Annotated in this window: 12 protein-coding genes; 8 read left to right on the forward strand and 4 right to left on the reverse strand. The window is 64.7% G+C overall.

The features are described 5' to 3' along the window. The first annotated feature begins 133 nt into the window (after positions 1 to 133). From AB0J47_RS00840 to AB0J47_RS00865, 6 genes are all read left to right on the forward strand, one after another. Positions 134 to 721, forward strand: coding sequence for an FKBP-type peptidyl-prolyl cis-trans isomerase (locus AB0J47_RS00840; RefSeq protein WP_364338973.1), 588 nt, complete (start codon positions 134 to 136; stop codon positions 719 to 721). 156 nt (positions 722 to 877) lie between these two features. Further along, a complete protein-coding gene (gene tig / locus AB0J47_RS00845; protein ID WP_364338975.1) occupies positions 878 to 2,251 on the forward strand; it encodes a trigger factor in 1,374 nt (457 codons plus the stop codon). A gap of 277 nt (positions 2,252 to 2,528) precedes the next feature. Further along, the gene (locus AB0J47_RS00850; RefSeq protein WP_364338977.1) at positions 2,529 to 3,113 is read left to right on the forward strand and encodes an ATP-dependent Clp protease proteolytic subunit; all 585 of its coding nucleotides are present in this window, start codon (positions 2,529 to 2,531) and stop codon (positions 3,111 to 3,113) included. 45 nt (positions 3,114 to 3,158) lie between these two features. Further along, entirely contained in the window at positions 3,159 to 3,827 is a 669-nt protein-coding gene (locus AB0J47_RS00855; protein WP_364338979.1) for an ATP-dependent Clp protease proteolytic subunit, read from the forward strand. Between the two features lie 458 nt (positions 3,828 to 4,285). Then, positions 4,286 to 5,566, forward strand: coding sequence for an ATP-dependent Clp protease ATP-binding subunit ClpX (gene clpX / locus AB0J47_RS00860; protein ID WP_364338981.1), 1,281 nt, complete (start codon positions 4,286 to 4,288; stop codon positions 5,564 to 5,566). Between the two features lie 292 nt (positions 5,567 to 5,858). Continuing rightward, the gene (locus tag AB0J47_RS00865; RefSeq protein WP_364338983.1) at positions 5,859 to 6,197 is read left to right on the forward strand and encodes an STAS domain-containing protein; all 339 of its coding nucleotides are present in this window, start codon (positions 5,859 to 5,861) and stop codon (positions 6,195 to 6,197) included. Positions 6,198 to 6,269: 72 nt separating this feature from the next. Here AB0J47_RS00865 and AB0J47_RS00870 read toward each other — a convergent pair whose 3' ends face one another. Beyond that, positions 6,270 to 6,647: a nuclear transport factor 2 family protein gene (locus tag AB0J47_RS00870; protein ID WP_364338985.1), complete on the reverse strand. Its 378-nt coding sequence runs from the start codon at positions 6,645 to 6,647 to the stop codon at positions 6,270 to 6,272. 628 nt (positions 6,648 to 7,275) lie between these two features. Here AB0J47_RS00870 and mihF point away from each other — a divergent pair. Beyond that, on the forward strand, positions 7,276 to 7,590 hold the full coding sequence (gene mihF / locus AB0J47_RS00875; RefSeq protein WP_040687687.1) for an integration host factor, actinobacterial type: 315 nt from the start codon (positions 7,276 to 7,278) through the stop codon (positions 7,588 to 7,590). 52 nt (positions 7,591 to 7,642) lie between these two features. Further along, positions 7,643 to 8,053, forward strand: a complete 411-nt coding sequence (locus AB0J47_RS00880) for an NUDIX domain-containing protein (RefSeq protein ID WP_364338986.1) — start codon at positions 7,643 to 7,645, stop codon at positions 8,051 to 8,053. 63 nt (positions 8,054 to 8,116) lie between these two features. Here AB0J47_RS00880 and AB0J47_RS00885 read toward each other — a convergent pair whose 3' ends face one another. The 3 genes from AB0J47_RS00885 to AB0J47_RS00895 all read right to left on the reverse strand — a co-directional run bounded on the left by AB0J47_RS00885 (position 8,117) and on the right by AB0J47_RS00895 (position 11,879). Continuing rightward, entirely contained in the window at positions 8,117 to 8,650 is a 534-nt protein-coding gene (locus AB0J47_RS00885) for a hypothetical protein (RefSeq protein ID WP_364338988.1), read from the reverse strand. A 68-nt stretch (positions 8,651 to 8,718) separates the two neighbouring features. Further along, positions 8,719 to 9,552: a formate dehydrogenase accessory sulfurtransferase FdhD gene (fdhD, locus tag AB0J47_RS00890; RefSeq protein ID WP_364338990.1), complete on the reverse strand. Its 834-nt coding sequence runs from the start codon at positions 9,550 to 9,552 to the stop codon at positions 8,719 to 8,721. After that, positions 9,549 to 11,879, reverse strand: a complete 2,331-nt coding sequence (locus AB0J47_RS00895) for an FdhF/YdeP family oxidoreductase (RefSeq protein ID WP_364338992.1) — start codon at positions 11,877 to 11,879, stop codon at positions 9,549 to 9,551. Before AB0J47_RS00895 ends, fdhD begins: the two co-directional genes overlap by 4 nt. Positions 11,880 to 12,269 lie beyond the last annotated feature (390 nt).

Here is a 12,269-nt window from a genome sequence, read left to right on the forward strand (position 1 = left end):
AATCGGTTCTCACGGTCTCGCGTCGAGGCGGGGGGCGTCTGGTGCCGGAAGTCACCTGATCGGATGCCATCGGTCGTCGCACTATCGGCGGGTGGCTGGGTGGGGCGAGCAGCGGTGGATTATGGTCCGCCGCATGCAAACACTGCGCAGGATCATCGGTATCGGCACCATCGCCGCCGCGACATTCGCGCTGGCCGCCTGTGGCTCGGACGACGACAAGGGCTCGAGCACCACCACGTCTGCGGCCACGTCATCGGCCGCGGCGTCGGCGCAGCCCACCTTCGGTCAGCTGCCCGCGCAGAACACCGGCGCCGAATGCACCGCCGACGACATCGTGGTGGTCGGCGGTTTCGGCGCCACGCCGAAGATCACCATCCCGGACACTTGCACCCCGCCGACCCAGCTCGTCGTCAAGGATCTGGTCCCCGGCACCGGGCCCGGCGCGGTCGCCGGTCAGCCGCTGACCATGAACTACACGCTGATCACCTGGTCGGATAAGAAGAAGCTGGACAGCTCGTTCGACCGCGGCAAGCCGTTTCAGCTGACCCTTGGTGCCGGAAAGGTCATTCCGGGTTGGGAGCAGGGCCTGGTCGGCGTGCAGGCGGGCGCGCGGCGGCTGCTGATCATCCCGCCGAACCTCGGTTACGGCGCGGGTGGCAATGGCATCAAGCCCAACGAAACGCTGGTCTTCGTCACCGACGCGGTCGCCGTCGGCAAGTAATCTCGCCGCGGCGGTGCTGCCTGCAGCCCGTCGCGACGGGTCAACTAACCTGGTCGAGATACGCACGTTAAGCCGTGCGGCGATTTCGCTCGTGATAACCCCAAGCAAGTCGGCCACAAGCAAGTCGACCAGGACCAACGAACAAGGAGCATGTCCGTGAAGAGCACCGTCGAGCAGCTGAGCCCGACCCGGGTCCGGATCAACGTCGAGGTGCCTTTCGAGGAGCTGAAGCCGGACTTCGACAAGGCCTACAAGGCGCTGGCGAACCAGGTGCGCATCCCCGGCTTCCGTCCGGGTAAGGCCCCGGCCAAGCTCATCGAGGCCCGCCTGGGCCGCGGCGCGATCCTCGAGCAGGTCGTCAACGATGTGCTGCCCGGCCGCTACAGCGAGGCCGTCACCACCTCCGAAGTCAAGGTCATCGGCCAGCCCGAGATCGAGATCACCAAGATCGAGGACGGCCAGGAGCTGGCCTTCACGGCCGAGGTCGACGTGCGCCCGGAGATCGCCCTGCCCGCCTACGACGGCATCGAGGTGACCGTCGACTCGTTCACCATCGGCGACGAGGACATCGAGGAGCAGCTGCAGTCGCTGCGCCAGCGCTTCGGCACCCTGACCGGTGTCGAGCGTCCGGTCCAGGAAGGCGACTTCGTCTCCATCGATCTCTCGGCCACCGTCGACGGCGAGGACGTGCCCGAGGCGGCCACCACCGGCCTGTCCCACGAGGTCGGCTCCGGCCAGCTGATCGAGGGCCTGGACGAGGCGCTTATCGGCCTTTCGGTGGACGAGTCCAAGGAGTTCACCTCGACCCTGGTCGCCGGTGAGCACGCGGGCAAGGAAGCGGTCATCACCGTCACCGTGCGCTCGGTCAAGGAGCGCGAGCTGCCCGAGGCCGATGACGAGTTCGCCCAGCTGGCCAGCGAATTCGACACCCTCGACGAGCTGAAGGAAGACCTGCGCAACCGGGTCGAGCGCGTCAAGAAGGTCGAGCAGGCCGGTCAGATCCGCGACAAGGTGCTCGAGACCCTGCTCGAGCAGGTCGAGGTGCCGCTGCCGGAGGCGGTCGTGCAGGCCGAGATCGACGCCGTGGTGCACGATGCCGTGCACGGCTTCGACCACGACGAGGCCAAGCTCGCCGAGGCGCTCGAGGCCCAGGGCTCGAGCCGCGAGGAATTCGACAAGGACACCAAGGAGTCCGCCGAGAAGTCGGTGAAGACCCAGCTGCTGCTGGATGCCATCGCCGAGGCGGACAACACCCAGGTCGGCCAGGAGGAGCTCACCGAGCGGATCCTGTTCCAGGCGCAGCGCTACGGCCTCTCGCCCGAACAGTTCATCCAGCAGGTGCAGCAGGCGGGCCAGCTCGGCGCGGTCTTCGCGGACGTGCGTCGCGGTAAGGCGCTGGCCGGTGTGGTCGGCAAGGTGAAGGTCACCGACTCCGACGGCAACGCCGTCGACACCGCCGAAATGTTCGGTGCCCCTGAGGGTTCCGAGTCCGACGGCAACGAAGAGACCGCCGCCGCGAGCGCCGAATAATTCCATGGAAGGACAGCGCGATCGACTGCCGTGTGGTTGTGTGATTGCGCTGTGAAGGAGCGTAGCGAGTGAACCAGAAGCACAGCGCGCTCTCGCGCACAGCGCAATCGAGCGTCAGCGAGATTGCGCTGTGAGCGAAGACGGGCGGTACCGGGAGTTCGGTGCCGCCCGGCTTCGTTAATGTTTGTGACAGCGAACCAGTGATGGCTGTGTAGCAATCAGAGCCGGTGAGAAGAGAAGGCAGGTATCCGTGACAATGAACAAGGCAGGGGTCGTCATGAGTTCCCCCACTGCTGGTCTCAACCTCAGTGATTCGGTATACGAGCGCCTGCTGCGTGAGCGCATCATCTTCCTCGGCACCCAGGTCGACGACGACATCGCCAACAAGCTGTGCGCGCAGATCCTGCTGCTGTCGGCGGAGGATCCGACCAAGGACATCTCGCTCTACATCAACTCGCCCGGTGGTTCGGTCACCGCGGGTATGGCCATCTACGACACGATGCAGTTCGCCGAGTGCGATATCGCCACCTACGGCATGGGTCTGGCCGCATCGATGGGCCAGTTCCTGCTCACCGCCGGCACCAAGGGCAAGCGGTACGCCCTGCCGCACGCGCGCATCATGATGCACCAGCCGTCGGCGGGCATCGGTGGTTCCGCGGCCGATATCGCGATCATGGCCGAACAGTTCGCACACACCAAGCGCGAGCTGAACGAGCTGCAGGCGATGCACACCGGTAAATCCATCGAGCAGGTGACCGTCGACGCCGACCGCGACCGCTGGTTCACGGCGAAGCAGGCCCTCGAGTACGGCTTCATCGACCACGTGATCAGCCACGCGGATCAGGCCAACGGCGCGAAGTAAGTCGGCGCCGCAGACCGCTCACCCACCCAGACTTTGGAGACGAAGATGGCCAATCTGTTCGACCCGCGCGCCGGTCTCGGCGGCACCGCCCCGGCGAGCCCGCAGTCGCGCTATATCCTGCCCTCGTTCATCGAGCACTCGAGCTTCGGTGTCAAGGAGTCCAACCCGTACAACAAGCTGTTCGAGGAGCGCATCATCTTCCTCGGCGTGCAGGTCGACGATGCCTCGGCGAACGACGTCATGGCGCAGCTGCTGGTGCTGGAGTCGCTGGATCCCGATCGCGACATCACCATGTACATCAACTCGCCCGGTGGTTCGTTCACCTCGTTGATGGCGATCTACGACACCATGCAGTACGTGCGCGCCGATGTGGCCACCGTCTGCCTGGGGCAGGCCGCTTCCGCCGCGGCCGTGCTGCTCGCCGCCGGTACCCCCGGCAAGCGCGCGTGCCTGCCCAATGCCCGCGTGCTGATCCACCAGCCGTCGCTGGAGGGTGGCATTCAGGGGCAGGTTTCGGACCTGGAGATCCAGGCCGCCGAGATCGAGCGGATGCGTCGCCTGATGGAGACCACGCTGGCGCGCCACACCGGTAGGGATGCCGACACCATCCGCAAGGACACCGACCGCGACAAGATCCTGACGGCCGAGGAGGCCAAGGAATACGGGATTATCGACACGGTCTTCGATTACCGCAAGCTCAGCGCCCAGAAGTAGTGCGCCCAGAAGTAGTGCGGACAGAAGTAGGGCGGACGCGCCGGACGCGGCGCGTTGATCGCTCGTAAGTTGCTCTATGTCAGGAAAATCCGGCCGGGCCGCATGCCGCTCGGCATGTGCCCCGGCCGGACTGCTTCAGGGGAGCCGACCGGCCGGAAGGGTGTCGGGCGGAAGGGTTTCCGAGGCGGGCGGCCAGGAGTGTCGGATGGCCGTCGATCGGGGTGAACGTGTTCCATAGTGGTAAGAACTCGGACGACCCCCGTGAGAAACATGCTCGAGTTGTCGACCTCCGTCGCACACACCGGGTACGGTCGACCTAGGGACCTTTGCTCCCGGTTGACGGCAGTGCTCGAACCGTCGGAATCGCTCGAGGTGTTCGTGATTACACCCGAGGGTGGCGGATTGCTGGCAACCTGGATAGACGGTTGCAGGCGGACAAGGAAGTAGGGACCCACGAGATGGCGCGCATCGGAGATGGCGGCGATCTGCTGAAGTGCTCGTTCTGCGGAAAGAGCCAGAAGCAGGTCAAGAAGCTCATTGCGGGACCAGGGGTGTACATCTGCGACGAGTGCATCGATCTATGCAACGAGATCATCGAGGAAGAGCTGGCCGAGTCCAGTGAGGTCAAACTCGATGAGCTGCCCAAGCCCGCCGAGATCCGGGACTTCCTGGAGAACTACGTGATCGGGCAGGACACCGCCAAGCGCACCCTCGCGGTGGCCGTCTACAACCACTACAAGCGCATCCAGGCAGGTGACAAGGGTCGCGACAGCCGCGGCGAGACCGTCGAACTGGCCAAGTCCAATATCCTCATGCTCGGCCCCACCGGCTGCGGCAAGACCTACCTGGCGCAGACGCTGGCCAAGATGCTCAACGTCCCGTTCGCCATCGCCGACGCGACGGCGCTGACCGAGGCCGGATATGTCGGTGAGGATGTCGAGAACATCCTGCTGAAGCTGATCCAGGCCGCGGACTACGACGTCAAGCGCGCCGAGACCGGGATCATCTACATCGATGAGGTCGACAAGATCGCCCGCAAGAGCGAGAACCCGTCGATCACCCGCGACGTCTCCGGTGAGGGTGTGCAGCAGGCGCTGTTGAAGATCCTGGAGGGTACGCAGGCGAGTGTGCCGCCGCAGGGCGGGCGCAAGCATCCGCACCAGGAATTCATCCAAATCGACACCACCAACGTGCTTTTCATCGTTGCGGGTGCGTTCGCGGGGCTGGAGAAGATCATCTCCGATCGCACCGGACACCGCGGCATCGGCTTCGGCGCCGAGGTGCGCTCCAAGGCCGATATCGATACCGATGACCACTTCGCTGAGGTAATGCCGGAGGATCTGATCAAATTCGGTCTGATCCCCGAATTCATCGGCCGCCTCCCGGTCGTCGCCTCGGTGACGAATCTGGACAAGGATTCGTTGGTCAAGATTCTCTCCGAGCCGAAGAACGCATTGGTGAAGCAGTACGTACGGCTGTTCGAGATGGACGGCGTCGACCTGGAATTCACCGATGACGCGCTGGAGGCGATCGCCGATCAGGCGATCCTGCGCGGCACCGGCGCCCGCGGTCTGCGCGCCATCATGGAGGAGGTCCTGCAGCTGGCGATGTTCGACATCCCCAGCCGCGACGACGTCGCCAAGGTGGTCGTGAACGCCGACACCGTCAACGACAATGTGCTGCCGACCATCGTGCCGCGCAAGGCCCAGCGCGCCGAGCGTCGGGAGAAGTCGGCGTAGCACCGCAGTACGCATACCTCGCGAGTGGGCCGGAGAAATTTCCGGCCCACTCGATGTGTATCGGGCCGGCGGTTTGGGTATCCGTAGGGCACGGTTGAGTAACCAGCCCAGTCCTGGTCCTGGATGATCGGGGCGAAAAGTTTCCCGCCGCAAGGTGTCTGCCCGGCGGATTCGACGGACCGAGGTCCTCATGTCGACAGTTCTAGTTTCCTCAGATCAAAGTATCGCTGCCGCAGACGGATCCGGACCCCAGCGGTCTGCCGACCGTCTGTGCGTAGTCGTGTCACCGCCGGTGGATTCGGTCACCTTGTGTGCCGTCGGCGGCGAAATGGATTACCTGACGGCCGAGGCCTTTCGGCAGTCCCTGCTGGAAGCGTTACCTACGGCGGGCGCGGTGGTCGTTATCGATCTATCGCAGGTGACGTTCTTCGGCGTTGCCGGGCTGCGGGCGTTGATGGAGGCCCGATCCTGGCTCGGCCACAGCGGCCGGCAACTCCAGTTGATCACGGGTCCGCGCTGCGTGGATCGGCTACTCGAGGTCGCGGGGCATGCCGCGGTCTTCGATGTCATCCCGAGCCTGGCCGCGGTTGCGCGGCCGAAACCGCTGGAGTTGGCTCGCGCGAGCGCCTGATACCGAAAACGCGGGTGCGGCAGTCGAATTCGGCTGCCGCACCCGCGGTCTGTATGGACCCGTGCGGTGGCTTCAGGACGCTTCGTTGCGCATATCGTCCTGGCTCCAGTAGGCGCGCATGGCGACGATTTTGCCCTCGTCGTCGAAGTCCATCGCATCGATGGGCGAGAGTGTGAAGCGCTGATCGCCGAACTTGGTGACGAGAGTGAACATGAAGGCGGCGTGGTTGCCCGCGATTCGAACCGAATCCGCGTGCAGCTGCGTTTCCCGATCGAGGTTTCCGAGCACCTCGTAGAACTCGCGAATGGCGTCGTGGCCGCGCTTGGGTTCGGTGCCGATCGGATCTTCCACCACCGCATCGGGTGCGTAGAGGTCGACGATCGCCTCGGTCGGGCCGGAACCGACCAGCTTGACGTACTGTTCGATCACATCGCGGATCTTGGCTGCCATGGAAACCTCTCACGAATTGAAACGTGTTCTAATTCGGAGCGTAGCAGTGTCCGGTGATCGCATGGCAAGGAATCCCGTTGGGCGGGGCAGACGTACTGGCGCAGATGGCCCCCCGCGCCAGTACTCGTCGATCGATACCCCTCGGATATCTTGTTGGCGCGCTAGTGATGTGGGATACGGTGACGGTCGGATTCCGCATCACTGAGGTTGCCGATCGCGCCCGGACTCGGAGTCCCCATTGACTCCCTGGTTCGCCGTTGAACCTTCTGTCCCGCACTTGTGCGTCTGCTTTTGGTGTCGCTATTCACCCTCCATGTGTTACCGCGCCGCCGCCTTTTTCTGTGCCCGAAGGCGGTGCGCTCGGTCCGGTCCGATCACTGTTGGTGAAGCCTCAGGGGCCGACGGCGGCCTCGCTGAATGCCGCCGCGGGGTTCATGACCGGATTCATTTTGTCCTTTTCGCCTGGTCCGGGCGGGTCTGGAGCCTGGTGGGGCCCGGGTGGTTCAGAAAACTTGTCGCCATTTCTCGCTGTCGGAACCCGGTGTGTCGAGCTTGTGTGGTGCTCGTCGTGCTGTTTACTCGGTCCGGTCAACCAGATGTTCGAGTGACGAGTGAAAGCGGAGGAGACATGGCACTGCCTACCATGACCGCGGAACAGCGCACTGAGGCGTTGGCCAAGGCGGCTGCGGTCCGCAAGGCGCGCTCCGAACTGATCGGCAAGGTGAAGGCCGGCAAGGTTTCGGTGGCCGACCTGTTGAAGAAGGCGGACAGCGACGACCTGGTCAAGAAGACCAAGGTCGCTGCCGTGATCAAGGCGCTGCCCGGTGTCGGACCGGTCAAGGCGGCCAAGCTGATGGACCAGGCGGAAATTCCCGAGGACCGCCGCATCGGTGGACTCGGCGCGCGCCAGCGTGCGGCGTTGCTCGAAGCGCTGAAGGACTGACACGTCGTCCGTAGCGATTGCTTGCAGGTCGCTCGAAAGGGTCAGCAGGACCATGCTCAGGAAACGAACGCTCACGTCGGTGGCGTGGCTGTGCGTCGAGAACGGCCGCTTGCTCGCGGTCCGGACCGAGGGACGCGACGCCTTCTATCTGCCGGGCGGCAAGCCCGAACCCGGAGAAACCCTGGCGGGAGCGCTCGTTCGGGAGGTTCGCGAGGAAGTCGGCGTCGAATTGGAGGCGCACCGGATAACGCCCGTGGTGACCATTACGGCCCCAGCCCACGGGCGTCCCGGAACGCTGGTCGAGATGCACTGCTTCCGCGCACCCGGTCACGGCGCGCCGGCTCCGGCGGCGGAGATCGCCGAGATGGCGTGGCTCGGGCCGGACGACGGACACCTGTGCGCGCCGGCCGTTGTGCAGGCCCTCAACCATTTGACCGAGGTTGGTGGGTGGCACGCGGCCTGAACGCTCACTTCGCACGGAGAACGCCCCACAGCATGCGCTGTGGGGCGTTACTGTTTCGGCGGTCTAGCGGTTCGTACGGCGGCGGGGGCGTTGGAAGTTGATCGGGGCGGGATCGCGCAACTGCGGCCCACGCGGGGTGACCAGGATCAGGGCCAAGCCGAGGGCGACGATCAATGCCGCACCGATGACGCTGAGGGTGAAACTGCCCCCACTCATGTCGGCGGGTTTGTGAAAGGCGTGATAGATCAGGTGTGGCACGCCGAAGACCAGCCAGCCGAGGCCCGCGACCTGGGCAAGTGCGCTGCCGCCGAGGAATAGCGCGGCCAGTGTCACCGCGGTCAGCGCCAGGAAGAACGAGCCGACATCGGAGGCGAGATGGTGGTTGTACGGGCCGTCCGCGCCGATCCACTGCATACCGAAACCCGGGAAGCTGGTGTACCAGGAGTGCGGCGCGAAGACCGCCCACAGTCCGACGACCGCGCCCTGAAATGCCAACACCCCCAATATGATTCGCACGGCGAGCCAGCGATTGCGCTGCTGTTGGAACCGCATCCGCACACGTAGCCCGCCGGATTTGCCATCTACCGTGATCCGCATCGGTCTCTCCGTTCATCGCCGAACCAGGGATCTGGTGCTGCAACCGTAAGTCGGACCTCGGGTCACGATCAATAGGCGGCGACCTCGTCGCTGATGGTCAGCCGGTCGGAGCGGGAATAGATGTTCATGGTGTCCCCGCGCAGGAAGCCGACCAGGGTGAGGCCGGATTCGGCGGCCAGATCGATGGCCAACGAGCTGGGGGCCGAGACGGCGCCGAGCATCGGGATGCCCGCCATCACGGCCTTCTGAACCAGCTCGAAGGAGGCCCGGCCGCTGACAATGAGCACGAGATCGTTTGCGGGGATACGGTTTTCGAGTACCGCCCAGCCGAGCACCTTGTCGACAGCGTTGTGTCGTCCGATGTCCTCGCGCACAGCGAGTGCGGTGCCGTCGGGGGTGAACAGTCCCGCAGCGTGCAGACCGCCGGTGGCGTCGAAAACCGTTTGACGGGTGCGCAATTGGTCCGGCATGGCGGCGAGGGTCTCGGTGTCGACCGTGATCGAGGTTGTCGGCAGCGGGAATCTGGTGCGGGTGCGGACCTCGTCGAGCGCAGTCTTACCGCAGAGTCCGCATGCGCCGGTGGTGAGGAAGTTGCGGCCGTGCACCGGGATAGGGGTGCGCAGTTGGACATCCAGCACGTTGTAGGTGTTCTGGCCGTTCTCGTCGGCGCCCGCGCAATAGCGGGCGCTCACCACATCCTCGGCGGCTTGAATGATGCCCTCGCCCAAGAGGAAGCCGTGCACCAGTTCGATATCGCTGCCCGGGGTGCGCATGGTGACGGTGAGTGATTGTCCGTCCAGGCGCAGCTCCAATGGTTCTTCTACCGCAACGGAATCCGGGCGTTCGATCACGCCGTTCGGTGAGATGCGGCGTGTCTTGCGGCGCGCGGTCACTCTGCTCACGACCGCGCCTCGCTGGCGCTCGGGTCCTGCCCCACATGAACGTGCGGCTCCAACCGGATGGTCACAGCCTTGGAAACTGGTGTATTCGACCGTGCCGCAACGTGATCGAGCGGAACGAGGGGATTGGTCTCCGGATAGTAGGCGGCGGCATTGCCGCGCGGGGTCGAGTATTCGACGATGCGGAAACCGGTCACCTTGCGTTCGGTGCCGTCGGTCCATTCGGAGACCAGATTCACCAGATCGCCGTCTACGAAACCGAATTCGGTGATGTCGTCGATATTCATCAGGACAACTTTGCGGCCGCCATGCACCCCGCGATAGCGGTCGTCCAGGCCGTAGATGGTGGTGTTGTATTGGTCGTGGCTGCGCAGGGTCTGCAGGATCAACCGTCCCGCGGGGACTGGTGTCCAGGTCAATTCGTTCACCGCGAAATTGGCTTTGCCGGTGGCAGTGCGGAATTCGCGGGAGTCGCGCGGTGGATGCGGCAGTACGAAGCCGTTGCGATCACGCACCCGCTTGTTGTAGTCGTCGCAGCCGGGCACCACACGGGCGATCGCATCGCGGATCTTGTCGTAGTCGAGTTGATACTGCGCCCACGGCACCGGATGATCCGCGCCGAGCAGCGTCTGCGCGAGTTCGCAGACGATGGCGACTTCACTGCGCAAATGCTCGCTCACCGGCTTCAGCCGACCGGTTGATAGATGCACCATCGACATCGAATCCTCCACCGAAACTTGCTGTTTCGCACCATTCTGTAGGTCGAGATCGGTGCGGCCGAGGGTGGGCAGGATGAGCGCGGTCGTGCCGTGCACGACGTGACTGCGGTTGAGCTTGGTGGAGACCTGCACGGTCAGCGCGCAACTGCGCAGCGCGGCCTCGGTCACCCCGGTATCAGGGGTGGCGGAGACGAAATTGCCGCCCATGCCGAAGAACACCCGCGCCGCGCCCGCGCGCATGGCGCGGATCGCATCGACGGTGTCGTAGCCGTGTTTGCGCGGGCTGGCGATGCCGAGTTCGCGGTCGAGTGCGTCGAGGAAGGTATCGGGCATCTTCTCCCAGATGCCCATGGTGCGGTCGCCCTGCACGTTGGAGTGGCCGCGCACCGGGCACACGCCCGCGCCGGGCTTGCCGATCATGCCGCGCAGCAATAGCAGATTGGTCGCTTCCTCGATGGTGGCGACGCCGTGCTTCTGCTGGGTCAGGCCCATTGCCCAGCAGATGATGATGTTCTTGGATTCGGCCAAAAGTGTTGAGGTGCGGTACAAATCGTCGTCGGTGAGTCCGGTTGCCGCGCGCACCGTGCCGAGATCGACCGCGCGCACATTCTTTTCGTACTCCGCGAAGCCAGCGCAGTGCGCATCGACGAACTCGCGGTCGACCACCGTGCCCGGTGCGCGGTCCTCGGCCTCGAAAAGCAGTTTGCCCAACCCCTGGAACAGCGCCATATCGCCGCCGAGCCGGATCTGCAGGAAGTCGTCGGCAATGGCGACACCGCTGGTGAAACCCGTGAGCGTCTGTGGGTCGCGGAAGCCGAGCAGTCCGGTCTCCGGCAGCGGGTTGACCGCGATGACCTTGGCGCCGTTAGCCTTCGCGCCCGCCAGCGCGCTGAGCATGCGCGGATGATTGGTGCCCGGATTCTGGCCCGCGACAATGATCAGATCGGCCTTGCCGAAGTCGTCGATCGAGACCGAACCTTTGCCGATGCCGATGGAACTGGTCAGTGCGGCGCCGGAGGATTCGTGGCACATATTCGAACAGTCCGGCAGATTGTTCGTGCCGAAGCTGCGGACCAGCAGCTGGTAGAGGAATGCGGTCTCGTTGGCGGTGCGGCCCGATGTGTAGAACACCGCTTCGTCGGGGGATTCCAGCGCGCGCAGGTGCTCGACGATGAGCTGGTAGGCCTCGTCCCACTCGATGGGCAAGTAATGGGTCGCGCCTGGGCGCAGCACCATCGGATGGGTCAGCCGACCCTGCTGGCCGAGCCAATAACCGGATTTGCTCGCCAGTTCCTCGATCGAATGCTGCGCGAAGAATTCGGGGGTCACGGTGCGCAGCGTCGCCTCCTCGGCGACGGCCTTGGCGCCGTTCTCACAGAATTCGGCCGGTCGGCGATGCCCCGTCGGCTCCGGCCAGGCACAGCCCGGGCAGTCGAAGCCGTGCACCTGGTTGAGGCGGGCCAGCGTGCGCGCGGTGCGCAGCACACCCATCTCCTCGACCCCGCGTTTGAGCGCAACGGCAACGGCCGTCACACCCGCGGCCTGCTCCTTCGGCTGGGTGACGGTCAATTCGGACTCGTCGATGTCCTGTGTCGGCCCATTGCGGTGCATGCCCGATATTGTCCTCTCCCCGCGAAGTTTGTCGCGGACCTACCCGTTTGTCCTGATTCCGGACGCTCCCGTCGCGGTGGTGGGGTCCCTGCCCGAGGGGTGCCATCCGGTTCGGATCGTATGCACTCGTGGCCGGTTCGGCAGGGTTTGCGCATTGCCGGGTACAGCGGTGACGCTACCTGGTAGCCGGCGGTTTTAGCTGGGTTCGAGCTCAGCCAGAAGGCTCCGCGTCGGCGGCTGTCGGCTTACCATAACTACTGATCAAATCGCTGATCTGAGGCATGTGCGATGGGGACGCTGGCGGCTATTCCGACGCGTGCCGGCGGGGAGCGTCGACACGCGACGTCTCGGCGTGTGCGGTGGGGGATTCTCTGTTCCGCCGCGCTATTG

This window comes from Nocardia sp. NPDC049737 (genome assembly GCF_040674755.1).
Taxonomy (GTDB): domain Bacteria; phylum Actinomycetota; class Actinomycetes; order Mycobacteriales; family Mycobacteriaceae; genus Nocardia.